At 72.1% G+C, this 23,381-nt stretch carries 22 protein-coding genes; 4 read left to right on the top strand and 18 right to left on the bottom strand.

All coding sequences use genetic code 11. The annotated features are described in order from the left end of the window. Positions 1-52: 52 nt before the first annotated feature. The 4 genes from ACFY8O_RS21465 to aroH all read right to left on the bottom strand — a co-directional run bounded on the left by ACFY8O_RS21465 (position 53) and on the right by aroH (position 2,999). Complete coding sequence (locus ACFY8O_RS21465) at positions 53-721, bottom strand: lysophospholipid acyltransferase family protein (RefSeq protein ID WP_145806786.1); 669 nt, start codon at positions 719-721, stop codon at positions 53-55. Beyond that, the gene (cmk, locus tag ACFY8O_RS21460) at positions 718-1,434 is read right to left on the bottom strand and encodes a (d)CMP kinase (RefSeq protein WP_145806788.1); all 717 of its coding nucleotides are present in this window, start codon (positions 1,432-1,434) and stop codon (positions 718-720) included. The genes ACFY8O_RS21465 and cmk overlap by 4 nt, the downstream gene beginning before the upstream one ends. Before the next feature lie 120 nt (positions 1,435-1,554). After that, positions 1,555-2,640: a prephenate dehydrogenase gene (locus tag ACFY8O_RS21455; RefSeq protein WP_387904657.1), complete on the bottom strand. Its 1,086-nt coding sequence runs from the start codon at positions 2,638-2,640 to the stop codon at positions 1,555-1,557. After that, positions 2,637-2,999 (bottom strand): chorismate mutase, encoded by a 363-nt coding sequence (gene aroH / locus ACFY8O_RS21450; RefSeq protein ID WP_356740372.1) that lies wholly within the window; start codon positions 2,997-2,999, stop codon positions 2,637-2,639. The genes ACFY8O_RS21455 and aroH overlap by 4 nt, the downstream gene beginning before the upstream one ends. Positions 3,000-3,248: 249 nt before the next feature. On the opposite strand from aroH, the gene ACFY8O_RS21445 reads away from it, so the two are divergent. Both ACFY8O_RS21445 and ACFY8O_RS21440 read left to right on the top strand, forming a co-directional pair. Then, positions 3,249-3,659 (top strand): Rieske (2Fe-2S) protein, encoded by a 411-nt coding sequence (locus tag ACFY8O_RS21445; RefSeq protein WP_145806794.1) that lies wholly within the window; start codon positions 3,249-3,251, stop codon positions 3,657-3,659. 42 nt (positions 3,660-3,701) lie between these two features. Beyond that, positions 3,702-4,391: a nucleotidyltransferase domain-containing protein gene (locus ACFY8O_RS21440; protein WP_387904654.1), complete on the top strand. Its 690-nt coding sequence runs from the start codon at positions 3,702-3,704 to the stop codon at positions 4,389-4,391. A gap of 1 nt (position 4,392) precedes the next feature. Here ACFY8O_RS21440 and ACFY8O_RS21435 read toward each other — a convergent pair whose 3' ends face one another. Further along, positions 4,393-5,349, bottom strand: a complete 957-nt coding sequence (locus ACFY8O_RS21435; protein ID WP_387904652.1) for a class I SAM-dependent methyltransferase — start codon at positions 5,347-5,349, stop codon at positions 4,393-4,395. Positions 5,350-5,396: 47 nt separating this feature from the next. Here ACFY8O_RS21435 and ACFY8O_RS21430 point away from each other — a divergent pair, with 47 nt between their 5' ends. Then, positions 5,397-5,963 carry a helix-turn-helix domain-containing protein gene (locus tag ACFY8O_RS21430; RefSeq protein WP_387904649.1) on the top strand — a complete coding sequence of 189 codons (567 nt, stop codon included), beginning with the start codon at positions 5,397-5,399 and terminating at the stop codon, positions 5,961-5,963. Positions 5,964-6,309: 346 nt separating this feature from the next. Here ACFY8O_RS21430 and ACFY8O_RS21425 read toward each other — a convergent pair whose 3' ends face one another. From ACFY8O_RS21425 to ACFY8O_RS21365, 13 genes are all read right to left on the bottom strand, one after another. Then, a complete protein-coding gene (locus ACFY8O_RS21425) occupies positions 6,310-7,332 on the bottom strand; it encodes an ADP-ribosylglycohydrolase family protein (protein ID WP_145806802.1) in 1,023 nt (340 codons plus the stop codon). Beyond that, the gene (locus ACFY8O_RS21420; protein WP_145806804.1) at positions 7,329-8,072 is read right to left on the bottom strand and encodes an NUDIX hydrolase; all 744 of its coding nucleotides are present in this window, start codon (positions 8,070-8,072) and stop codon (positions 7,329-7,331) included. The genes ACFY8O_RS21425 and ACFY8O_RS21420 overlap by 4 nt, the downstream gene beginning before the upstream one ends. Then, positions 8,069-9,148: an AAA family ATPase gene (locus tag ACFY8O_RS21415; protein ID WP_387904645.1), complete on the bottom strand. Its 1,080-nt coding sequence runs from the start codon at positions 9,146-9,148 to the stop codon at positions 8,069-8,071. Before ACFY8O_RS21415 ends, ACFY8O_RS21420 begins: the two co-directional genes overlap by 4 nt. Continuing rightward, positions 9,145-9,798: a nicotinamide riboside transporter PnuC gene (gene pnuC, locus ACFY8O_RS21410; protein WP_387904642.1), complete on the bottom strand. Its 654-nt coding sequence runs from the start codon at positions 9,796-9,798 to the stop codon at positions 9,145-9,147. Before pnuC ends, ACFY8O_RS21415 begins: the two co-directional genes overlap by 4 nt. 132 nt (positions 9,799-9,930) lie before the next feature. Continuing rightward, entirely contained in the window at positions 9,931-11,109 is a 1,179-nt protein-coding gene (locus ACFY8O_RS21405; RefSeq protein ID WP_387904640.1) for a pseudouridine synthase, read from the bottom strand. Then, positions 11,109-11,759 (bottom strand): SMC-Scp complex subunit ScpB, encoded by a 651-nt coding sequence (gene scpB / locus ACFY8O_RS21400; protein ID WP_145806812.1) that lies wholly within the window; start codon positions 11,757-11,759, stop codon positions 11,109-11,111. Before scpB ends, ACFY8O_RS21405 begins: the two co-directional genes overlap by 1 nt. Next, positions 11,756-12,973 carry a segregation and condensation protein A gene (locus ACFY8O_RS21395; RefSeq protein ID WP_387904636.1) on the bottom strand — a complete coding sequence of 406 codons (1,218 nt, stop codon included), beginning with the start codon at positions 12,971-12,973 and terminating at the stop codon, positions 11,756-11,758. The genes scpB and ACFY8O_RS21395 overlap by 4 nt, the downstream gene beginning before the upstream one ends. Positions 12,974-13,077: 104 nt before the next feature. After that, complete coding sequence (locus tag ACFY8O_RS21390) at positions 13,078-13,665, bottom strand: hypothetical protein (RefSeq protein WP_145806816.1); 588 nt, start codon at positions 13,663-13,665, stop codon at positions 13,078-13,080. Continuing rightward, complete coding sequence (locus ACFY8O_RS21385; RefSeq protein ID WP_073751114.1) at positions 13,650-14,768, bottom strand: ParA family protein; 1,119 nt, start codon at positions 14,766-14,768, stop codon at positions 13,650-13,652. Before ACFY8O_RS21385 ends, ACFY8O_RS21390 begins: the two co-directional genes overlap by 16 nt. 358 nt (positions 14,769-15,126) lie before the next feature. Beyond that, positions 15,127-16,242, bottom strand: a complete 1,116-nt coding sequence (ald, locus tag ACFY8O_RS21380) for an alanine dehydrogenase (RefSeq protein WP_145806895.1) — start codon at positions 16,240-16,242, stop codon at positions 15,127-15,129. 144 nt (positions 16,243-16,386) lie between these two features. Then, positions 16,387-18,459, bottom strand: coding sequence for a tetratricopeptide repeat protein (locus ACFY8O_RS21375; RefSeq protein WP_387904632.1), 2,073 nt, complete (start codon positions 18,457-18,459; stop codon positions 16,387-16,389). A 217-nt stretch (positions 18,460-18,676) separates the two neighbouring features. Beyond that, a complete protein-coding gene (locus ACFY8O_RS21370; protein ID WP_387904629.1) occupies positions 18,677-19,303 on the bottom strand; it encodes an NUDIX domain-containing protein in 627 nt (208 codons plus the stop codon). Positions 19,304-19,380: 77 nt separating this feature from the next. Further along, on the bottom strand, positions 19,381-21,051 hold the full coding sequence (locus tag ACFY8O_RS21365) for a CTP synthase (RefSeq protein ID WP_145806822.1): 1,671 nt from the start codon (positions 21,049-21,051) through the stop codon (positions 19,381-19,383). Positions 21,052-21,487: 436 nt separating this feature from the next. Here ACFY8O_RS21365 and ACFY8O_RS21360 point away from each other — a divergent pair, with 436 nt between their 5' ends. Next, positions 21,488-23,290 carry a glycoside hydrolase family 15 protein gene (locus tag ACFY8O_RS21360; RefSeq protein ID WP_387905361.1) on the top strand — a complete coding sequence of 601 codons (1,803 nt, stop codon included), beginning with the start codon at positions 21,488-21,490 and terminating at the stop codon, positions 23,288-23,290. Positions 23,291-23,381 lie beyond the last annotated feature (91 nt).

Genomic DNA, 23,381 nt, shown 5'->3' with positions numbered 1-23,381 from the left:
TCCGTTCCTCTTTGCATCATCATCGATGGGCCACGATCGCGCGGCCCACTACTCAGGTCTTGACCGGGCGCCCGGTGAGGCGCCTGGCGTCTTCCAGGTGCGCGGTCAGCCTGCCCTGGATCAGCAGTGTCGCCTCGTCCAGCGCCTTCCTGGTCCGCCGGCCGCTGCCGTCACCGGCCTGGAAGGCCTCGCCGAAGACGACGTCCACCCGGCTGCGCAGCGGAGGCAGTGCTGATATCAACCGTCCGCGCCGCTCGGTGCTTCCCAGGACCGCGACGGGGACGATCGGCGCCCCGCCGCGCACGGCGAAGTACGCGAGCCCCGCGCGCAACGAGGCGAAGTCTCCCTCGCCCCTGGTTCCCTCGGGGAAGATCCCGAGGGCCCCGCCGTTCTCCAGCACGCCGAGTGCCTGCGTGATGGCGGTGCGGTCGACGGTCGTACGGTCCACCTTCAATTGCCCGATTCCGCGCAGGAACGGGTCGAGAGGTCCGACGAACGCCTCCTTCTTGATCAGGAAGTGGACGGGCCGGGGCGCGGTGCCCATCAGCATCGGCCCGTCGATGTTGTGCGCGTGGTTCACCGCGAGTATGACGGGTCCCGAGGCGGGGACCCGCCACGCGCCGAGCACACGGGGCCTGAAGAGCCCGTACATGAGCCCGATGCCGATGCCGCGCCCGACGGCCGCTCCGCGCAGCGTGGGCGCGGCGGTGGCTCGGGTCACTTCGCGGCCTGCTTCTCCCCGACGAGGGTCACCACGCACTCGATGACCTGCGCGAGGGTCAGCTCGGTGGTGTCCACCTCGACGGCGTCGCCGGCCTTGGCCAGGGGGGAGGTCTTGCGGCCGGAGTCGGCGGCGTCCCGCTTGATCAGCGCCTCCTTGGTGGCGGCGAGATCGGAGCCCTTGACCTCACCGCTGCGCCGGGCGGCACGCGCCTCCGGGGAGGCGGTCAGGAAGATCTTGATGTCGGCGTCCGGCAGCACGGTCGTGCCGATGTCCCGGCCCTCGACGACGATGCCCCGCTCGGCCTCCTTGGCGATCGAACGCTGCAGCTCGGTGATCAGGGCGCGCACCTCGGGCACCGCGCTCACGGCGCTGACCTTGGAGGTGACCTCCTGGGTGCGGATCGGTCCGGAGGCGTCCTCGCCGTCGACGGTGATGGTCGGGGCCGACGGGTCCGTGCCCGAGACGATGACCGGCTTGCCCGCGGCGGTCGCGATCTCCGCCGGGTTCTGCACGTCGATGCCGTTGTTCAGCATCCACCAGGTGATCGCGCGGTACTGGGCGCCGGTGTCCAGGTAGCTGAGGCCGAGCTGGGCGGCGACGGCCTTGGAGGTGCTCGACTTGCCCGTGCCGGAGGGGCCGTCGATGGCGACGATCACTGCGGCCGGAGCGGTCCGGGCGGCGGCGCTTACGGTTTCCACGGTGGTGGACACCTTCCTGGTACACGGGGGCGGGCGGAGCGGGGCCAGGGAACGGCCTCCCCCAAGGTTACCGAGTGCGCGAAGCGCCTTTGTACCCCTGTCCCGGCCGCCCCCACGCCACCCCGGCCGCCGTTACGGGCGGATCGACCAGCCGCGCTCCTTGAGGGACGCGCCCAGCGCGGGTGCGGCGCTCGGCTCGACCATCAGCTGGACGAGTCCGGCCTGCTGGCCGGTGGCGTGCTCGATGCGGACGTCCTCGATGTTGACCCCGGCCCGCCCGGCGTCGGCGAAGATCGCGGCCAGCTCGCCCGGCCGGTCGCTGATGAGCACCGCCACGACCTCGTACGCCGCCGGGGCCGCCCCGTGCTTGCCGGGCACCCGGACGCGGCCCGCGTTGCCGCGGCGCAGGACGTCCTCGATGCCTTCGGTGCCCGTCCGGCGCTTGTCCTCGTCCGCGGACTCCAGGCCGCGCAGCGCCCGTACCGTCTCGTCCAGGTCGGCGGCGACGCCCGCCAGCACGTCGGCGACGGGGCCCGGGTTGGCGGACAGGATCTCCACCCACATCCGGGGGTCGGACGCCGCGATGCGGGTGACGTCCCTGATCCCCTGTCCGCACAGGCGTACGGCGGTCTCGTCGGCCTCCTCCAGCCGGGCCGCGACCATGGAGGAGATCAGCTGCGGGGTGTGGGAGACCAGGGCGACGGCGCGGTCGTGGGCGTCGGCGTCCATGACCACGGGGACGGCCCGGCAGAGCGCGACGAGCTCCAGCGCCAGGTTGAGCACCTCGGTGTCGGTCTCCCGGGTGGGGGTGAGGACCCAGGGCCGTCCCTCGAAGAGGTCGGCGGTGGCGGCGAGGGGGCCGGAGCGCTCCTTCCCGGCCATGGGGTGCGTGCCGATGTACGGCGCGAGGTCCACGCCGAGCGCCTCCAGCTCGCGGCGCGGGCCGCCCTTGACGCTGGCGACGTCGAGACAGGCGCGGGCGACACCGTCCCGCAGGGCCGTGGCCAGCACGGACGCGGTGTGGGCGGGCGGCACGGCGACGATCGCCAGGTCGACGGGGCCTTCCGGCGCCTCGGCGGTGCCGGCGCCGAGCGCGGCGGCGGTGTGCGCCGACGAGGGGTCGCGGTCGGCGAGGTGCACCTGGATGCCGCGCCCGGCCAGGGCGAGGGCCGCGGAGGTCCCGACCAGGCCGGTTCCGATGACGAGGGCTGTTCTCACTGGGCGATGTCCTTGCGGAGGGCACCGGTGGCGCCGAGGTAGACGTGACTGATCTCGGACTTGGAGAGATACGTCTCCACGTGGGCCAGGACGCGGACGACGCGGGGCATGGCCCCGGTGATGTCGAGTTCCTGGGCGCAGATCAGCGGTACGTCGACGATGCCGAGGCCGCGGGCGGCGGCTGCGGGGAAGTCGCTGTGCAGGTCGGGGGTGGCGGTGAACCAGACGCTGATCAGGTCGTCGGCGACGAGCTGATTGCGCTCCAGGACGGCGGTGAGCAGTTCGCTCACCCGCTCGTCCATGTGCCCGGCCTCGTCCCGCTCCAGCTGGACGGCTCCACGGACCGCTCGTACCGCCACGTCGTACCTCTCGTCGCCTCGTGCTGCGTGCCTTCTCAGCCTAGAGGGGCGCCGGGGCCGGTGGTGACCGCTGCTCTGTCCGTGAGACACCGGGGTCCGCGCCGGCGTCGGGCCCGGTGCCGGAGAGCCGCCCATCGGCCACGCGGGGCGTCCCTGCGGGCGCTGTCCTTGTGGCTTGGGCGCGGTTGCTTCGCCGGGACGGCCGGCGGCGCCACGATGCCTCTGAGCGACGACCACGCGAGGAGAGCCATGGACGCACGACGAAGGACGGTCCTGACCGCGGGGGCGGCGGGAGCCGCGGCGCTGGCGACCGCCTGCGGCTCGTCGGAGGGCGACGGGGGCGGGAGCGAGGAGAGTTCCGCGCCGGCCTCCGGCGGGGAGCTGACCAGGACCTCCGAGGTGCCGGCCGGCGGCGGCACGATCTTCGAGGACCGGAAGATCGTGGTGACCCAGCCGTCCGAGGGCGAGTTCAAGGCCTTCTCCGCGGTGTGCACCCATGCGGGCTGCATCGTCGCCACGGTCGGCGACGGCACCATCAACTGCGCGTGCCACGGCAGCAGGTTCAGCATCGAGGACGGGGCGGTGGAGGCGGGCCCGGCCACGCGCCCGCTGCCCGCCGAGCGGATCACGGTCGAGGGGGACAGCATCCGTCAGGCCTGAAATCCTTTCCCCGCACGCGCCGCGCGCGCGTACGCTCCCGGGATGATCACTCCTGACGGCACACAGCTCGTGCGGGATCACACCGTCTACTCGTGCGTGACGGGCTCCCGTGCCTTCGGGCTGGCGACCGAGGACAGCGACACGGACCGGCGCGGGGTCTTCCTCGCGCCCACGCCGCTCTTCTGGGGCTTCACGAAACCGCCGACCCATGTCGAGGGGCCGGGGGACGAGCAGTTCTCCTGGGAGCTGGAGCGCTTCTGCGAGCTCGCGTTGCGGGCGAATCCCAACGTGCTGGAGTGCCTGCACTCGCCACTGGTGGAGCACGCCGACGCCACGGGCCGCGAGCTCGTCTCCCTGCGCGAGGCCTTCCTGTCCCGTCAGGCCCACAGCACCTTCGTGCGCTACGCGCGGGGCCAGCGGCGGAAGCTGGAGGCGGACGTCCGGCTGCACGGCGCCCCGCGCTGGAAACACGCGATGCACCTGCTGCGGCTGCTGGAGAGCTGCCGGAACCTGCTGCGTACGGGCGAGCTGGTGATCGCCGTGGGCGACCGGCGGGAGGGGCTGCTGGCGGTCAGGCGGGGCGAGGTCCCGTGGGACGAGGTGGAGCGCACGATGGCGCGGCTCGCCGAGGAGAGCGACCGGGCGGCCACCCGCTCCCCGCTGCCCCCGGAGCCGGACCGGGAGCGCGTGGAGGCCTTCCTGGTCCGGGCCCGGAGGGCGTCGGCGGGGTAGCTCAGCCCTCGTCCGCCGGGCGGCGGGCCACCCAGAGCCGGCGCGTGGAGCGGACGACGAGGTCGTCGCGGTGGCGCACGTCGTGCGGGCCGCCGTCGAGGAGGACGCCGAGCGCGGCGAGGTCAGCGGGGTCGGCCACGCCGTCCAGGGCCCCCCGGATGCGGTCGAGCACGACGTAGGCGTACCGGCCCGCGGAGGGCGGGAGCGGGGCGCGCACCTCCAGCGGCTCCACGTGCTCCTGCTCGACGGTCAGGCCCGCGCCGGCCAGCAGGGCAGCCCAGTCGGCGCCCAGGTGCGGCACCTGCCGCGCGTGCAGCCCGTCCAGCGCCTCACGGCAGCGCTCCTCCAGTCCCGGGCGGCCGGGCGCGGCGTCCTCGGGCAGGAAGTGCGGCATCCCGTCCATCTCCGCGACGGCCAGCAGGCCGCCGGGGCGCAGCGCGGCACGGATCCCGGCGAGTGCGGCGGCCGGGTCGTCCACGTGGTGCAGGGAGGCCGAGGCCCAGACGAGGTCGGCGCCCTCGATGCCGCCGAGCCCGGCGCCCGCGTCCGTCTCCAGGGTGCTCACCCGGTCGTCCAGGCCCTTGGCGCGGGCGCTCTCCGCGATCAGGGCGAGCATCTCCGGGGAGTTGTCGACGGCGGTCACCCGGGCGCCGGGAAACCGCTCCAGCAGGGCGAAGGTGCCGGTGCCGGTGCCCGCGCCGAGGTCCACGACGTGGGTGATCCCGTCCCCCGCCGCACCGGCGACCCGGGCCGTCACCGAGGTGAGGTACCCGGCGAACAGCTCCGCGTCGAGGTCGAGCACCGTGGCGAGGGCGTCCTGCGCGGCGGCGGTCCCGTGGTCATGGGGGTGGGCGTGGCCGTGACCGTCGTGCTCGTCGTGGCCGTGCTGTGCGCCGTGGGCGTGCGGGGCGGCGCCGTGCGGTCCCGGGGCGTGGGGGTGGGAAGGGGTGGGAGTCATGGGACCGAGCTTACGAACCATTGCTCGCAGCGCATACTGTCTTGCCCATGACGCAAGACGGCAGTGATCTCGACAGCCTCGTACGCAAACGGGTACGCGCCCTGCGGACCGCGCACGGCTGGTCGCTCGACGACCTCGCAGCCCGCTGCCACCTCAGCCCTTCCACACTGAGCCGGATCGAGACCGGCCACCGCAGGATCGCGCTGGACCAGCTCACCGCGATCGCCCGGGCCCTCGGCACCTCGCTGGACCAGCTCGTGGAGTCGGCGCCCGACGACGTGGTGACGAACCCCACCCTCATCCCGGCCCGCGGTCTGACCCAATGGGCGATGCGCGGCGAACCCGGGGTCACCGTGGCCCGGATGCGGCTGACCGAACCACCGCCGGAGGGTCCTTCGGCGCTGAAGGCGCACCCCGGCCGGGAGTGGTTCACGGTGCTGTCGGGCACGGTCGTGCTGCTGCTGGGTGACCGGCGGCTGCGGGTGGAAGAGGGCCAGGCGGCGGAGTTCACCACGATGCTCCCGCACGCCCTGGGCGCGGTCGGCGGACCGGCCGAGGTCCTCGGCATCTTCGACCGCGAGGGCCGCCGCTCCCACCTGCGCGACAACGAGTAGGAGGGCGGTTCCGGGGCCGTCAGGACGTGACGCGCTCCCCCGGGCGACGAGGTCGTGCGGGGCGCCGTACCCGGCGGGTCCGTCCGCGGGCCGTGGGGCGGCCCCGCGCCTCGTCGGGCACGCCGTGGAGCGATGTGACCTCACGCGCGGCCGACAGGCCGGCGACCCGGTGCGCAGCACCGGGCTCGGCCTCCCTCTTCGCGGTTGCGGGTCACCACCACCGCTGCCGGCGCCGCGAGTTCCGCGTGCAGGGCGGTGGTGTGCGCCGCGAGCCGGGAGAGCGGATGGCCGGGTCGGCGACCGGCGGCCCGGACCGCGCGAGGAGCGCCGTGTCGGTGTGCCCGGGTCAGGCGTCCCAGAGCGCGGCCAGCGACAGCAGGTCGCTGCGGTACTCGATGCGCTCCGACCACTCCTTGGGCCAGGCCCCCGCTCCGAGATGGGCCCCCGCCAGCGCGCCCGTCAGGCAGCCCAGCGAGTCGGAGTCGCCTTGGGTGCAGGCGGCGCGGCGCAGGGCGGTGACCGGTTCCTCCGGGAAGAGCAGGAAGCAGTGCAGGGCCGTGGCGAGGGCCTCCTCCGCGATCCACCCGTCCCCGGTGACCTCGCATGGGTCGGTCTCCGGGGACGGGGCGCGCAGGGCGTCCTGGACCCGGGCAAGGGCGGTGAGGCACTCGTCCCAGCCGTGCCGGATGTACGCCTCGGGCGAGGAGGCGCCCGCGTAGCGCCACAGGTCTCCGAGCCAGCGTTCGTGGTAGCGGCTGCCGTTCTCGTACGCGTAGCTGCGCAACTGGCCGACCAGTCCCATCGGTTCCGCTCCCTGGGCGAGCAGGAGGACGGCGCGGGCCATCAGGTCGGACGCGGCCAGTGCGGTGGGGTGGCCGTGGGTGAGGGCGGCCTGGAGCTGGGCCGCCCCCGCGCGCTGTTCCTCGCTGAGGCCGGGTACGAGGCCGACAGGCGCGACCCGCATGTTGGCGCCGCAGCCCTTCGACCCGGTCTGGCTGGCCTCCTGCCAGGGGCGTTCGCTGTCGAGCAGCCGGCAGGCGGTCATACAGGTGCGGCCGGGGGCACGGTTGTTGTCCGGGGAGTGGTACCAGTCGACGAACTCCTCCCGCAGCGGGCGCAGCAGCCGCGAGGGGGTGAGCAGCCCCCGGTCCATCGCGGTGCGTATGCCGCGTCCCAGCGCGAGCGTCATCTGGGTGTCGTCGGTGACGAAGGCGGGCTCGGGCAGCCGCATCTGCCGCCACGGTCCGCATGTGGCGAGGATCGCGGGGACGTTGTTGAACTCCGTGGGGAAGCCCAGCGCGTCGCCGAGCGCCAGCCCGGTCAGCGCGCCCGTGGCCGCCTGTTTGGTGAGAATCCTCGTGGGGATCATGATGTCCGTCCTTCCGGGCGTCCTTCCGGGCGCAGCAGGGGTGGGTGCAAGGCGTTGGCGGCACCCGCCCGGTAGAGGGCGGCCGGTTTCCCCCGTCCGCCGGTGCGGCGCGGCGGCCCTTCCACGGCCTGGACGAAGCCGGGCGTGGTGAGGACCTTGCGCCTGAAGTTGGGCCGGTCGAGCTCGACGCCCCAGACGGTCTCGTAGACCTGCTGGAGCTCGCCGAGGGTGAACTCGGCGGGGCAGAACGCGGTGGCCAGGCAGGAGTACTCCAGCCTGGCCCCGATCCGGTCGTGCGCGTCGGCGAGGATGCGGTCATGGTCGAAGGCGAGCGGCTCCGTGGCGCCCGCCTCCCACCACTGGGCGTGCGCCGCGTCCCCGCCGCCCCGCGGTTCCGGCAGGTCGGGGACGAGTGCGGCGTAGGCGACGGAGACGACCCGCATCCTGGGGTCGCGGTCCGGATCGCTGTAGGTGCGCAGCTGCTCCAGGTGGAAGCCGCACACGGTGTCCTGGGCCAGGCCGGTCTCCTCGGCGAGCTCGCGGCGCGCGGCCTCCTCCGCGGACTCGCGGGGCAGGACGAACCCGCCGGGCAGCGCCCAGCGGCCCTTGTACGGGTCTTCGCCGCGCGTCACGAGCAGGACGTGGAGCCGGCCCTCGCGGACGGTGAACACGGCCAGGTCCACGGTGACGGCGAAGGGGGTGAAGGCGTACGGGTCGTAGCCGTCGGGGACGGTGCTCATCGGCGCTCCGGAAGGGGTGCGGTGAAGTGCGGGCCCGCGGCCAGGAGGGTGTCCACGGCGGCGACCGCGGTGGCGAGCCGCTCCTGCCGGTCGCCGGTGACCTCGATGAACTCCCGCCCCGTGCGCGAGAGTTCGGCGCGGAAGCGGTCCGTCATCCAGGGCCGGAGCTCCTCACCGTCACGCAGGCCGTCGTCCTCGAAGGCGACGCCCTCGTGGTCGGTGAGCAGCCACAGGTGATGGGCGGTGCGGTCGGCGGTCTTCTCGACGAGCGGGTTGCGTCCGCCGACGTAGCGTTCGTGCCAGACCGTGGTGGCGAAGGAGTCGGTGTCGCAGAAGAGCACCGGGGAGCCGAGCCGTGCGGCGGCGTCCTCCCTGGCGTTCTGGGTCTCGGCGATGAGCGGGAAGTCGTCGGTGGTGAAGGTGACGTCCTCCCACTGGGCACCGGGCCACCGCGCCCGCAGCGAGGCGAGCTTCTCCTCGCTGAACTCCCGGCCGTATTCGGCGACGTACCGCGTCCGCGCCCACACCCCACCGCGCGCGCGGTAGTGGTCGGTCAGCGCCCGGGCCAGGGTCGTGGTGCCGGTGGACTCTGCGCCGAGGACGACGACCCGGCGGGTGAGGGCCGCCCGGACCGGCGGTTCGAGGAAGTCCCAGCAGCCGGCCGGGTCGGCGCGGACCGCCGTGCCGGAGACGGGGAAGACGGTGCGGCCGGGATCGACGAGGACGGATTCGGCCCCGAAGCGCCGGGCCAGTTCGTCGCCGTACTCCTCCGAGCTGAACACGGCGTCGACGCGTTCGGGCACGGCTCCGGTGAAGACGGCCATGTGCGCGTCCCAGACGGCGGGGTCGGTGAGGTCCATCGGTATGTCGTCGACCGTGCCCACCACCCTTACGTCCGGGTGGACTTCCCGCATCCAGGCGACCCGGTCGGCGAGCGGGACGGATTCGACGGACGCGGCACAGACCAGCACGGTGAGCCGCTCGCAGCGGTCCCGGGCGGTGCGGACGAGATGGTGGTGGCCGGCGTGCGGCGGATAGAACTTGCCGAGGACCAGGCCGTGTCCGTGACGCTTCACGCCGCCACCCCCGCTGCGGCCCGGCGGGCCCGGTCGAGGTCCCCGCTCCAGTTGCGCAGCCCGATGAGGCAGAGCGTGAGGAAGCCGACGTACAGCAGGGAGGTGAGGTAGAGCTCCTTGTAGGCGTACAGCGGGATGTAGACCACGTCGGCGGCGATCCACAGCCACCAGGACTCGACCCGCTTGCGGCACTGCCCGTACGTCGCCATGAGCGACAGCGAGGTGGTCAGGGCGTCCCAGAACGGCACGGTCGAGTCCGTGGCCCGGGACAGCAGGAGCGTGAGCCCGAGTGTCCCCACCGCCCCCGCCGCGAGCAGCCAGGCCCATTCGGTGCGGGTGGTGCTGCGCACCGGCAGGACGGATGTACCAGGTCCACCCCCGTGGGTCCAGGTCCACCAGCCGTACGCGGCGAGGGCGATGAAGACGATCTGCAGGCCGGCGTCGGCGTACAGACCGGACTGGGCGAACAACAGGATGAAGAACAGGTTGTTCGCGATACCGATGGGCCAGTTGGCGAGGTGCTGGCGGGCCACGAGCCAGACGCACAGCGCACCGCTGCCGAACCCGAGCACCTCGGTCCAGCTGACCGGGGTGTCGAGGACGGTCACCAGGGGCTGTTGCAGGGGATCGAGTATGTCCGCGAGCGTCACGGCGCCTCGCCTCCTTCTTAATGGTCACTCTGACTATAAAGAAGAAAAGGCGACGGCAAAAGGCCCGCGGCCGGTTCCTGTTCGAAAAACTGAACGAGGAACCGGCCGCGGGCCTTTCGGAGGGGGCGAGGGCTACAGGCCGACCTCGCGCATCAGCATGCCCACCTCGGTGTTGGTCAGCCGGCGCAGCCAGCCGGACTTCTGGTCACCCAGCGGGATGGGCCCGAAGGAGGTGCGCACGAGACGCTCGACCGGGAAGCCCGCCTCGGCCAGCATCCGGCGGACGATGTGCTTGCGGCCCTCGTGGAGGGTCACCTCGACGAGGTAGTTCTTGCCGGTGTTCTCGACGACCCGGAAGTGGTCGGCGCGGGCGTAGCCGTCCTCCAGCTGGATGCCGTCCTTGAGGCGCTTGCCGAGGTCACGCGGCAGAGGGCCCTGGATGGCGGCCAGGTAGGTCTTCTTCACGCCGTACTTGGGGTGGGTCAGCCGGTGGGCCAGCTCGCCGTGGTTGGTGAGCAGGATGATGCCCTCGGTCTCGGTGTCGAGCCGCCCGACGTGGAACAGCCGCGTCTCGCGGTTGGTGACGTAGTCCCCGAGGTTCTGGCGGCCGTCCGGGTCCCCCATGGTGGAGACGACACCGGCGGGCTTGTTCAGCGCGAAGAAGAGGTACGACTGGGTCGCGACCGTCAGGCCGTCGACCTTGATCTCGTCCTTCTGCGGGTCCACGCGCATGCCCTGTTCGAGGACGATCTCGCCGTTGACCTCGACCCTGGCCTGCTCGATCAGCTCCTCGCACGCGCGGCGCGAGCCCATGCCGGCCCGGGCGAGGATCTTCTGCAGGCGCTCGCCCTCCTGCTCGGCTCCCGGGTGGGTCTTGGGCAGCTTGATGTCGGGCTTCTCGGCGTACCGGTCGCGGTTGCGCTGCTCGATCTTGGCGTCGAGCTCCCGGGGGCGGGAGGGGGCGCCCTGGCGGCGTCCGCCCTTGCTCACGTTCTGTGCGGGCTTCGGGCCGCCCTTCGCGCCACCGCGGGCCGCAGCGCCGCGGCCCTTGCGGGGGCCGCCGTCGCCGCCCGGCTTGTCGGAGCCCACGTCGTAGCGGCGCTCCTCGGGACGGGGACGGCGGGGGCGCTGCTCCTGACCGTCGTCACGCGCGGAGCCGGAGACCCGGGGGTTCGGGTTGCTGTTCCTGCCGGTGCCGGTGTTGTTCCTGCTGCTCCGGCCGCCACTGCTGCTCCGGCCGCCACCGCCGCTCCGGCCGCCACCGCCGCTGCCGCCGCTGCCGCTTCCGCTGTTCCTGCCACTGCTTCGCATCAAAAATCCGTCTTGTCGTCTGCGTGAGTTTCCGGGGTGTCCGGTGCGTCCGGATCGAACGACGGCACACCCTCTAGCGTCTCAGCCTCGATCGCGTCCGCCTCCGGGAGGAAGGGCGCGAGCTCCGGGAGCTCGTCCAGGCCTCGCAGGCCCATGCGCTCCAGAAAGTAGTTCGTCGTCCTGTACAGGATCGCACCTGTTTCGGGTTCCGCGCCCGCCTCCTCGACCAGACCCCTCTGGAGCAGGGTCCGCATGACGCCGTCGCAGTTCACTCCGCGTACCGCCGAGACCCTCGACCGGCTCACCGGCTGGCGGTACGCGACCACCGCGAGGGTCTCCAGCGCCGCCTGGGTGAGGCGGGCGTGCTGGCCGTCCAGGACGAAGCCCTCGACGGCCGGCGCGTACTCCGGCCGGGTGTAGAAGCGCCAGCCCCCGGCGACGAGCCTCAGGTCGAATCCGCGGCGCTGGACCGTGTACTCGTCGGCCAGGGCGCGCAGGGCGTCCGCCACGGCTCTGCGGGGCCGCTGGAGGACCTTGGCGAGGTGCTCCTCGGTGGCGGGCTCGTCGACGACCATGAGGACCGCCTCCAGTGCGGGCTTGAGGTCGAGCCCGGCAACCGTGCCGTCGTGCCCGTCGTCGTCCGTTCTCATGCCTGTACGTCCTCCTGCGGCTCGGGCACCTCTTGGTCGAACTCGTCCGTGACCACGGGCTCGGCTCCCTCTCCCCCGGCCCAGCGGACCATGAGGTCGCCGAGCGCCTCCTCCTGGTCGAGGGCGACCGCCTTCTCCCGGTAGAGCTCCAGAAGCGCCAGGAACCGGGCCACGACCGTGAGGGTGTCCGCCGCGTCCACGGTGAGGTCCTGGAAGCTGACCTCCCCCTCCGCGCGCAGCCGGGCCACGACGATCTCGGCCTGTTCGCGCACGCTGACCAGCGGGGCGTGGATGTGGTCGACGTACACCTGCGGCTTCGGCCTGGGCTGCATCGCCTTCACCGCGAGCCGGGCGAACCCCTCGGGGCCGATGCTGATCACGACCTCGGGCAGCAGCTCGGCGTGCTGGGGTTCCAGCCCCACGGTGCGGGGGTAGCGGCGGGACTCGGACTCCAGGCGGTCGCTGAAGATCTCCGCGATCCGCTTGTACGCGCGGTACTGGAGCAGCCGCGCGAAGAGCAGGTCCCGCGCCTCCAGGAGGGCGAGGTCGGCCTCGTCCTCCACCTCGGCGGTGGGGAGCAGCCGGGCGGCCTTCAGGTCGAGGAGGGTCGCGGCGACGACGAGGAACTCGGTGGTCTGGTCGAGATCCCAGTCCGGGCCCATGGCGCGGATGTGCGCCATGAACTCGTCGGTGACCTTCGACAGTGCCACCTCGGTCACGTCGAGCTTGTGCTTGGAGATCAGCTGGAGGAGCAGGTCGAAGGGACCCTCGAAGTTGACCAGACGCACGGTGAACCTGCGGTCGTCGCCGGTTTCGGCGGGGCCCGTCTCTGCGGAGGCCGTCCCGGCGGTGCCGGTCTCTGTGCGGGCCGTCTCTGCGGAGGCTGGCCCCCTTACGGCCGCGAGCGTGCCCCCGTCCGCTCCGGGAGGGCTCTCGGCGGGCTCCAGCGGGCCCTGGAGGACTTGCGGGGGCTCCTCCGCCGCCGACGGCCCGTACGGGGCTCCAGGCGCCTCAGGGGGCGCCGAGGCGGCTGCGGGCTCCGCCTCGACCACAGGCGCTGCGGAAACCCCGGGCGCCGCAGGAACCGCACCGGCCGCCGGTGCCGGGCCGCGGGGAGAGTCCGCGGGGTCCGCGGGGGCCGTCGCAGGCCGTATCCCCGGCCCGCGGCCGAGAACACGGCGGGTCGGGCGGGGCGGGTCGTCGGCTGTCGGCATGTGCGGGGGTCCAGATGTCCGGCGGGGGGTCGGGCGGTGGCCCTGGGGCGGGGCCGCCTCTGCGGCGGCGCCCCTCCCCCGGCAGGCTACCGGCGCTGCGCCGGTCAGCGGCCCCGCAGCCGCCGTACGAGGATGCTCGCGTCGCCCCTCGACTCCAGGTCGGCGAGGACCACGGCGACCGCCTCGCGGACGATGCGCCCCCTGTCGACCGCCAGGCCGTGCTCACCGCGCAGCACGAGCCGCGCGTGTTCGAGGTCCATCAGTTCCTCGGCCGAGACGTAGACGGTGATCTTCTCGTCGTGCCGCTCCCGGCCGCTGGGCCGCCGGTTGGCTCCCCGGCCCTGCCCGCGTGACCGCTGCGGCTGGACGGTGGGGGCTGCCGCCTCCTGGGGCGGTGCCGTGCGGGGCGGGGCGGGCGCACCGCGCTCCTCCCCCTCGGCGCGGCTGCGTGAGCCGCCGCCGTCGGCGTCCGCCGCGGAGTGCTCCTCCCGGGACGCCCCGGCGGGCGCCTCACCGCCACCCCCGGCCGCACCGCCCTGCTCCGCCGGACCGTTCGCCCCGGCCGGCGCGGGCACCCGCGGCTCGCCGTTCGCCTTGCGCCGCCTCTCGGCGGGGGACGAGGCCTGAAGGCCCATGCCCCCGGTGGTACGGAACAACTCGTCGGCCCCCGGCAGACTCACTCGGCGTGACACCGGGCGAGCACCTCCCTGGCGAGCTGACGATAGGCCGCGGCACCGACCGAGTTGGACGCGTACGTGGTAATGGGCTCTCCGGCGACCGTGGTCTCCGGGAAGCGCACCGTACGTCCGATGACCGTGTGGTAGACGTGGTCGTCGAAGGCCTCGACGACGCGCGCGAGCACCTCACGGCTGTGGACCGTGCGGGAGTCGTACATGGTGGCGAGGATGCCGTCCAGCTCCAGCTCGGGGTTGAGCCGCTCCTGGACCTTCTCGATGGTCTCGGTGAGCAGTGCCACACCGCGCAGCGCGAAGAACTCGCACTCGAGCGGGACTATCACCTTGTGAGCCGCCGTCAGGGCGTTCACGGTGAGCAGACCGAGCGAGGGCTGACAGTCGATCACGATGTAGTCGTAGTCGGCCATCAGCGGCTTGAGGGCACGCTGGAGCGTCGACTCCCGGGCCACCTCGCTCACCAGCTGCACCTCGGCGGCCGAGAGGTCGATGTTGCTGGGGAGCAGGTCCATGTTGGGCACGGCGGTCTTGAGCAGGACCTCGTCCGCGGCCATGCCCCGCTCCATGAGCAGGTTGTAGACGGTGAGGTCGAGCTCCATCGGGTTGACCCCGAGGCCGACCGACAGGGCTCCCTGCGGGTCGAAGTCGACGAGCAGGACGCGGCGGCCGTACTCGGCGAGCGCGGCACCCAGGTTGATGGTCGACGTGGTCTTGCCCACGCCGCCCTTCTGGTTGCACATCGCGATGATCTTCGCGGGGCCGTGATCGGTCAGCGGCCCGGGAATCGGGAAGTACGGCAGCGGCCGGCCCGTGGGGCCGATCCGCTCGCGGCGCTGGCGAGCGGCGTCGGGCGCGAGGGTGGCCGCGTACTCCGGATCGGGCTCGTATTCGGCATCGGGGTCGTAGAAGTGCCCCTCGGGCACCTCGGCGAAGTCGGCGAAGTGGGCGGTCTCTCGGCCACTCTCGTTGCCGGCCATGGCGTTCACGTGTAGGCCGTCCATCATCTGGGGGGCTGTCGTCATGTGCTGGTGGGTGGCGAAGGTGCGGACAGCGACGGAGCCGACAGCTTCGAGCCCGATCGGGCTCAGACCCCGTGCAGGCATCCCTGGTTGACCACCCCCGGGAGTAATTGTCGACTCATTCACAAGTCGTCTTACCTCCTTGGATGTGACCAGGAAACTTATCGATAGGTCAGCGTGGCACCATGCCGACGATTGGCGACTCTATGGCGTGTCACCGGTTCGCAGCAACACAATCCGCCGGACCCGGCCCGATGTGTCGGCAATCGAACACCCCGCTGTCAAGGGTGTGGAGCACCCGGGGCGCACCTTTCGCCAGGGTGCAAAAAGGGTAGAGGGTTACGTCTCCGGCGAGTTGAGCCGGGGCCCCTCATGCGTCCGGCCGGACCTTGCTGGGCAAGGTCCGGCCGGACGCATGAGGTTGACGGAGAGGGTTGACCGCTCAGCCGACGAGCGTGCTCAGTTCCACGTGGTCGAGCCCGTGCGCCTCGGCCACCTCGCGGTAAACCACCTGGCCGTCATGGGTGTTGAGACCCTTGGCCAGTGCGGCGTCACGGCGCAGGGCGTCGGCCCAGCCACGGTTCGCGAGCTCCAGGATGTACGGCAGCGTGGCGTTCGTCAGCGCGTAGGTGGAGGTGTTCGGCACCGCACCCGGCATGTTCGCGACACAGTAGAAGACCGAGTTGTGGACGGTGAAGGTCGGCTCGGCGTGCGTCGTGGGATGCGAGTCCTCGAAGCAGCCTCCCTGGTCGATCGCGATGTCGACAAGAACACTTCCGGGCTTCATCTTGGCGACCAGCTCGTTGGTGACCAGCTTCGGCGCCTTGGCGCCGGGGATCAGCACGGCACCCACGACGAGGTCGGCCTCGACGACGGCCTTCTCGAGCTCCAGCGCGTTGGAGACCACCGTCCGCACCTTGGTGCCGAAGATCTTGTCGGCCTCGCGGAGCTTGTTGATGTCCTTGTCGAGCAGCGTGACGTGGAAGCCGAGCCCGACGGCGATCTGCGTGGCGTTCCAGCCGGAGACCCCGCCGCCGATGACGACGGCCCGGGCCGAGCCCGTACCGGGAACGCCGCCGGGGAGCACACCGCGACCGCCGACCGAGCGCATCAGGTGGTACGCGCCGACCTGCGGGGCGAGGCGGCCGGCGACCTCGGACATCGGGGCGAGCAGCGGCAGCGCGCGGTTGGCGGTCTCGACGGTCTCGTAAGCGATCGCGGTCGTGCCCGACGCGAGCAGGGCGTCCGTGCACTCGCGGGAGGCGGCGAGGTGGAGGTAGGTGAAGAGCGTCTGGCCCTTGCGGAGGCGGTGGTACTCCTCGGCGACCGGCTCCTTCACCTTGAGCAGCAGATCGGCCTCCGCCCAGACCTCGTCGGCGGTGGGCAGGATCCGCGCGCCCGCGGCGACGTACTCCGCGTCGGGGATGGAGGACCCCTCGCCCGCGTGCTGCTCGACGACGACCTGGTGTCCGTGGCGTACGAGCTCATGCACTCCGGCAGGGGTGATCGCCACCCGGAACTCGTTGTTCTTGACTTCGCGGGGGATGCCGACCTTCACGTCGATCACGGTCCTTGACTCGGAGGCTGGCCGGTGCATAGCGGGTCATACCCGTATGAACCAAGCATAAAGGGAGAGACCGCAGAGATCTGCGGCAGAGCCATCATTAATGAAGGACTTCCCACTGTCCAGCCTTACAAAGCATTAACTTTTGATCGAACCACTACGGATTTCGTAGGCCGGGGCCTCATCACCCAGCAATCTGTCGGCCGTCGAGCGGTGCAGCCTGGCCGCCGCCGGGTCTCCCAGCCGGTCCAGGGTGTCGGCCAGTCTGAGCTCCAGCGCGGCCTGGAGACGTACGTCACCCGCCCTGCGCGCCAGGTCGACGGCCTCGCGGCAGGTGTGCAGGCACTCCTGGGGACGGCCCGCGTACTCCTGGACCCGGGCGGCCTCGCTGAGCGCCCGCGCCTGGGCGGGCAGGTCGCCGAGCCTGCGGTGGCCCGCCGCCGCGGCCCGCCAGTTGCGCAGCGCCTCGCCGTACCGGCCGGTGTACGTGTGGACGGCCCCGAGACGCCCGTACAGCCGTGCCGCGTCGGCCGCCTCGCCCTGGGTCAGCCGCTGCGCGAGGGCCCGGCCGTACCAGTCCGAGGCCCGGTTGAAGTCGCCCAGCTCCGCGTAGGCCCCGCCTGCGGATTCCATCGCCCGGCCGGTCGCGTAGAGGTCGTTCGCCGCGCGTCCGGCGTCGAGCGCGGCCCGGTAGCGGTCCAGCGCCTCCCGCGTACGGCCGGTCCTGGCGTCCAGGTCGGCGAGGTTGAGCAGCGCCGCGGCCTTCTCCCGGGGCAGGTCGCGGCGCTCGGCCACATCCAGGACCAGCCCGTGCAGCCCGTACAGCACGGGAGCGGCGTCCTCGGTGCCCCGGTGCACGGCGAGGGCACGGACGAGCGCCGCCACCAGCCGGCGGGCGAGGGTGTCCAGCTCGCCGTCCCGCACCGCGAGCCGGGCGGAGGCCAGCAGGGCGGGCTCCCGGATCCGCAGCCACTCGGCGGCGGACCCCGGATCGGGGAAGCGCAGCGAGCGCGGCAGCCCGGCGAGCCGGCGGCGGGCCGGGGAGTCCTCGGGGTCGGTGACCGCACGGCACGCCTGGAGCCTGCGCACGGTCCGCTCCAGCATCCTGGCGCGCGCGAGCTGGATCTCGGCGGGCCTCTCCCGCTCCTCCAGCGCGGCGCGGACCAGCGGGGCCAGGCACCCGGGCACCTCGTACTGCGGCTGCTGCGCGCCGTTCGTCCGCAGCAGCCCGAGGCGGACGAAGTCGTCCAGGGTCGTCTGGGCGGCCGACACGGAGCAGCCGGCGAGGGCGGAGGCGGTGTGGGCGTCGGCCAGCCCGGCGGGCGCCAGCGCGAGCAGTCGCAGTATCCGGGCGGCGGTGGGGGGCAGCGACTCGTGGACCAGCCGGAACGCGCGGGCCAACGGCCGCGCCCCGGTCGGCTGGTCGAGATCCTCCTGCTGCTCGCGCAGCTGCTTGGTGACGTCCGCGACCGAGGCGCCGGGACGGGCGGCGAGCCAGCCGGCGACCAGGGTCAGCGCCGCGGGCAGCCCCCCGCACTCCTCCGCGAGCGTCTCGGCGGCGCGGGGGTCGACGGTGACGCGGACCTGGCCGATGCTGCGGGCGAGCATCTGCACCGCGGAGCCCGCGTCCAGCCCGCCGAGGGTGCACGGGCGGACCCCGGGGATGCCGGTGAGCGGGCCGGTGGAGGTGGCGACGACCAGGCAGTCCGGATTGTCCGGCAGCAGCGGATCGACCTGTTCGGCGTCCACCGCGTCGTCGAGCAGGATCAGGGCGCGGCGTACGGCGAACGCCTCACGGACCATCTCGGAGAGTTCGTCCTCGTCGGCGCCGGGCGGGGCGGCGACGTCGAGCAGGTCGAGCAGTTCGCGTGCGGTGCGTTCGGCGGGGACGCGCTCGCCTCCCGGCTCCGTGAGCGAGACCCGGAAGACTCCGTCGGGCTGGTCACCTGGCTCGGCGAGCCGCCGGGTGAGCTCGGCGGCGAGGGCGGTGCGTCCGGATCCGGCCCGGCCGGCGATCAGCAGGACCCTGGCGCGTGCCGCCTTCCGGCCGGCCAGGGTGTCCAGGCCCGCGCGCTCGATGTCCTCCTGAAGCGCCTTCAACTCGCGTTCGCGTCCGAAGAACTGAGAGGAGGTCAGGTCGGGCGGTTCCTTGGCTCCCGCTGTCCCCGCCGCTCCGGCCGGGCCGCTGGTGTCCACCGCCTGATCGGTCACGGGCCACGCTCCACTTCGCTGCACGCGGTTGCCCGCCGGAACTCCGGACGGGGCCTTTCGAGCGTAGTTCAGTGGTGCGGACGATCACGGCCGAGCACGGCGGGTACGTCCCCCGATCGGATCAGCATTTCGTACGATCCTGCGACGTACGGCCCCCGATCGGCCCCGCGCCGGCCTGCCCGGAGGAGGGCAGGCTCCGGCGGGGCGGAGCGGCCCTTCAGGCCTCGAACGGCCGCGCCGGCCACGGCGCATCGGCCGGACGCAGCGAGTCCAGCCCGTCGCCCGCGAGCACCGCCGTGAGCGAGAGGACGCCCACGACCAGGCAGTTGTTGTGCAGGTCTCCGGCGATGACCCCCCGGACGAGCTCCTCCAGGGGCACCCTGGCCTGCTCCATGTCGGCCTCCTCCTCGGCGACCGCGAAGCGATCGCCCTCGGCCTCGGAGAGGTTCCGGGCCAGGAAGATGCGCACGGCCTCGTCGCAGCCGCCCGGCGTGGTGTAGACGTCGGTCAGCACCCGCCAGTCCTCGGCCTTGACGTGGGCCTCCTCGTACAGCTCGCGCTGTGCGGCGTGCAGCGGGTTCTCGCCGGGGACGTCCAGCAGCCCGGCCGGGATCTCCCAGAGCTTGTGGCGCACCGGGTGGCGGTACTGCCGCAGGACGAGGACGCGGCCGTCCTCGTCGAGCGCGAGGACGGCGACGGAGCCGGGGTGGACCTGGTAGTCGCGGCTGTGGACGCTGCCGTCGGGCATCACGACGTGGTCGGTGCGGACGCTGGTCTTGTTACCGGTGAACGGCGTCACCGTCTCGGTGACCTGCCACTCCTCGGGCGTGTCCTGGAAACCCATCTACGTCCTCCCACGAACAAACAGAAACCGGGGCACGCATCCCGTGAAGGATCCGTACCCCGGTCAACCGTAACGCCTTACGCGTCGGTGCCCGTCCCCTGCGCCGCGACCTTGCGCTCCACGGCGGCCTTCACCAGACCGGCGAAGAGCGGGTGGGGGCGCGTCGGGCGGGAGCGCAGCTCCGGGTGCGCCTGGGTGGCGACCAGGTAGGGGTGCGCCTCGCGCGGGTACTCGACGTACTCGACGAGCTTGTTGTCCGGGGAGGTGCCGGAGAAGACCAGTCCGGCCTTCTTCTCCAGCTCCGCGCGGTAGCCGTTGTTGACCTCGTAACGGTGGCGGTGGCGCTCCTCGACGTACGGCTCACCCGCGTAGGCCTCACGGACCAGGGAGCCCTCGGCGAGCTTGGCCGGGTAGAGGCCGAGCCGCATGGTGCCGCCCAGGTCGCCGGCGCCCTCGACGTAGGCGAGCTGCTCCTCCATCGTCGAGATGACGGGGTGGCCCGTGGCGGCGTCGAACTCGGTGGAGTTGGCGTCGGGGATGCCCGCGAGGTTCCGGGCAGCCTCGATCACGATGCACTGGAGGCCGAGGCAGAGGCCGAGCAGCGGCACCTTGTTCTCGCGGGCGTACTGGATCGCGCCGACCTTGCCGACCACGCCGCGCTCGCCGAAGCCGCCCGGGATGCAGACGGCGTCGACGTCACCCAGCTGCTTCGCGGCGCCCGCCGGGGTCTTGCAGTCGTCGGAGGCGACCCACTTGACCTTGACGCGGGCCTTGTTGGCGAAGCCGCCGGCCCGGATGGCCTCGGTGACCGAGAGGTAGGCGTCGGGCAGGTCGATGTACTTGCCGACCAGGGCGACGGTGACCTCGTGGTCGGGGTTGTGGACGCGGTCCAGCAGGTCGTCCCAGGTGGTCCAGTCGACATCGCGGAACGGCAGGTCGAGCTTGCGCACGACGTAGGCGTCCAGGCCCTCGGTGTGCAGCACCTTGGGGATGTCGTAGATCGACTTGGCGTCCACACAGGCCACCACCGCGGCCTCGTCGACGTCGCACATCAGCGAGATCTTGCGCTTGATGGCGGTCGGGACGTCACGGTCGGCGCGGAGCACGATGGCGTCCGGCTGGATGCCGATGTTGCGCAGGGCGGCGACGGAGTGCTGGGTGGGCTTGGTCTTCAGCTCGCCGGACGGGCCGATGTAGGGCAGCAGCGAGATGTGCACCACGAAGACGTTGTCCCGGCCGACCTCGTGGCGGACCTGGCGGACCGTCTCCAGGAAGGGCAGCGACTCGATGTCGCCCACCGTGCCGCCGACCTCGGTGATGACGACGTCGACGTCGTCGGTCGCCATGCGGCGGATGCGGTGCTTGATCTCGTTGGTGATGTGGGGGATGACCTGGACGGTGTCGCCGAGGTACTCGCCGCGCCGCTCCTTGGCGATGACCTGGGAGTAGACCTGGCCGGTGGTGACGTTGGCCGAGCCGTCGAGGTCGACGTCGAGGAAGCGCTCGTAGTGGCCGATGTCCAGGTCGGTCTCCGCGCCGTCGTTGGTGACGAACACCTCACCGTGCTGGAAGGGGTTCATCGTGCCGGGGTCGACGTTGAGGTAGGGGTCGAGCTTCTGCATGGTGACCCGCAGGCCACGCGCCTTGAGCAGGGCACCCAGGCTGGAGGCAGTCAGACCCTTGCCGAGGGAGGAGGCGACACCCCCGGTGACGAAGATGTGCTTGGTCGTCGTGGATGTGGGCTGCATAGCCAAAGGGGGCTCCCGTGGTCGCGATCGTGAGGTGCGTGCCGGCGTGCCGTCCGGAGGGTTCCGGAGGCGCCGTCGCTGCGGTTCGGGGGCCTCGTCCACTGTCGGGACGACCACCGGTCCACGGGCTACCAGGGTAACAGCGACGAAGGGAGGCTGCTTCCGGCCATGCCCCACCCACCCCGGCACAAGATCACCACACTCCTCGCATCTCCCACCCATTCCAGGTGACAGGGAGCGGACAACCTGCAGACAGTCGCGCGGATCTTCCAGGTGCGTCGTATCCTGCTCGGACACTCGCTGCCGAGTTGGCCGGCCCAGCGGCTCCACCCCAGCCCGCTCACCCGTGCAAGAGCTCGTCGGTTCTATTACAACGACCCCTTGACCAGCAGTAAGCGCCCTGCGGGGCGACATGGCCGTTCGACTGGAGACGCACGTGGCCGGGCGCATCGAGGATTACGCACTCATCGGAGACATGCAGACCGCTGCCCTGGTCTGCCGGGACGGCACAGCGGACTGGCTGTGTCTCCCCCGCTTCGATTCCCATGCAATTTTCGCCGGACTTCTCGGTACCGAGGAGAACGGTTTCTGGCGGATCGGGCCCGCCCGACCCGAGGGGGCGCAGCCCTTGCCGGCGGATCGCCGCCGCTATCGCGGGGATTCGCTCGTCCTGGAATCGGAGTGGGACACCGACCGGGGCACGGTCCGCGTGACCGATTTCATGCCGCCGCGTGACGGCGCGCCGCAGCTCATCCGCATCGTGGAGGGTGTGAGCGGCCGGGTTCCGATGCGCTCCGAGCTCCGGATGCGCTTCAGCTACGGGCGCGTCACGCCGTGGGTCCACAAGGTCGACGGCCGCACGGTGGCCGTCGCGGGCCCCGACTCGGTGTGGCTGGACACCGACGTGGAGACGTACGGCCAGAATCTGACCACCTACTCCGACTTCGCCGTGTCGCCGGGCGACCGGATCGCCTTCACGATCAGCTGGCAGCCCTCGCACCACGAGCCGCCCGCCATGCCGGAGCCGGAGAGCTCCCTGGAGGCGACCGAGAACTTCTGGCGCGAGTGGGTCGAGCACTGCACGTACCACGGGCCCTACCGCGAGGCGGTCGTCCGCTCGCTGATCACCCTGAAGGCCCTCACCTACGCCCCGACCGGCGGCATCGTGGCCGCCCCGACCACCTCGCTCCCCGAGGACATCGGCGGCTCGCGCAACTGGGACTACCGCTACACCTGGCTGCGCGACGCGGCGATCACCCTCTCGTCCCTGCTGCGCACGGGCTACCGCGAGGAGGCCCGTGCCTGGCGCGAGTGGCTGCTGCGGGCCGTCGCAGGCGACCCGGAGAACCTCCAGATCATGTACGGCATCGCGGGCGAGCGGGAGCTCGGCGAGGCGGAGCTGGACTGGCTGCCCGGTTACGAGAACTCCGGCCCGGTCAGGGTCGGGAACGGCGCGGCGAACCAGCTCCAGCTCGACGTGTACGGCGAGGTCACCGAGGCCCTGCACCTGGCGCACATGACGGGTCTGACCCGCAACGACTACGCCATGGGCCTCCAGCTCAAGCTGATCAGCTACCTGGAGAAGCACTGGGACGAGCCCGACGAGGGCATCTGGGAGGTGCGCGGCCCGCGCCGGCATTTCGTGCACTCCAAGGTCATGGCCTGGGTCGCGGTGGACCGGACGATCAAGCTGATCGAGTCCGGGGACACGGACGGCCCGCTGGAGCGGTGGTACCAGCTGCGTGACGACATCCACCGCGATGTCTGCGAGCGGGGCTACGACCCGGAGCGCAACACCTTCACGCAGTCCTACGGCTCCAAGGAGCTGGACGCCTCGCTGCTGCTGATCCCGCAGATGGGCTTCCTGCCTCCGGACGACAAGCGGGTCATCGGCACGATCGAGGCGATCCAGCGCGAGCTGTCCACGGAGGACGGCTTCGTCCTGCGTTACCCGACCGAGGGTGAGGACGCGGGCGTGGACGGTCTGGAGGGCGACGAGGGTGCCTTCCTGGCCTGCTCGTTCTGGCTCGCGGACGACCTGGCGATGATCGGCCGGGTCGACGAGGCCCGCCGGCTCTTCGAGAAGCTGCTGTCCCTCCGCAACGACCTCGGCCTGCTGGCCGAGGAGTGGGACTCGCGGCTCCAGCGCCAGGTGGGGAACTTCCCGCAGGCGTTCAGCCACGTGCCGCTGATCGACACGGCGCTGCGGCTCACGGCGAGCGGGGCGTACGCCGGCTGACCCCGGAGGGTGTGACAGGACCGACCCTGTGGAACGGCCGATGTCCGCGGCCGGGCCTACGATGGGAAGGTCCTGTTCAGGCCCTGTGAAG

Origin of the sequence: Streptomyces argenteolus (assembly GCF_042902585.1) — a bacterium.
Lineage (GTDB): Bacteria > Actinomycetota > Actinomycetes > Streptomycetales > Streptomycetaceae > Streptomyces > Streptomyces argenteolus.
Note: the sequence above shows the minus strand (reverse complement) of the source record. Positions and strands in the feature narration are given on the sequence as shown.

Coding starts and splice junctions, on each gene's coding strand:
- ACFY8O_RS21430 (WP_387904649.1), top strand. CDS start 5,397: ATGACGCAAGACGGCAGTGATCTCGACAGCCTCGTACGCAAACGGGTA.
- ACFY8O_RS21395 (WP_387904636.1), bottom strand. CDS start 12,973: ATGCCGACAGCCGACGACCCGCCCCGCCCGACCCGCCGTGTTCTCGGC.
- scpB (WP_145806812.1), bottom strand. CDS start 11,759: ATGAGAACGGACGACGACGGGCACGACGGCACGGTTGCCGGGCTCGAC.
- ACFY8O_RS21405 (WP_387904640.1), bottom strand. CDS start 11,109: ATGCGAAGCAGTGGCAGGAACAGCGGAAGCGGCAGCGGCGGCAGCGGC.
- ACFY8O_RS21435 (WP_387904652.1), bottom strand. CDS start 5,349: ATGACTCCCACCCCTTCCCACCCCCACGCCCCGGGACCGCACGGCGCC.
- ACFY8O_RS21370 (WP_387904629.1), bottom strand. CDS start 19,303: ATGGGTTTCCAGGACACGCCCGAGGAGTGGCAGGTCACCGAGACGGTG.
- ACFY8O_RS21385 (WP_073751114.1), bottom strand. CDS start 14,768: ATGCCTGCACGGGGTCTGAGCCCGATCGGGCTCGAAGCTGTCGGCTCC.
- ACFY8O_RS21425 (WP_145806802.1), bottom strand. CDS start 7,332: ATGATCCCCACGAGGATTCTCACCAAACAGGCGGCCACGGGCGCGCTG.
- ACFY8O_RS21440 (WP_387904654.1), top strand. CDS start 3,702: ATGATCACTCCTGACGGCACACAGCTCGTGCGGGATCACACCGTCTAC.
- ACFY8O_RS21420 (WP_145806804.1), bottom strand. CDS start 8,072: ATGAGCACCGTCCCCGACGGCTACGACCCGTACGCCTTCACCCCCTTC.
- ACFY8O_RS21445 (WP_145806794.1), top strand. CDS start 3,249: ATGGACGCACGACGAAGGACGGTCCTGACCGCGGGGGCGGCGGGAGCC.
- ACFY8O_RS21365 (WP_145806822.1), bottom strand. CDS start 21,051: ATGCAGCCCACATCCACGACGACCAAGCACATCTTCGTCACCGGGGGT.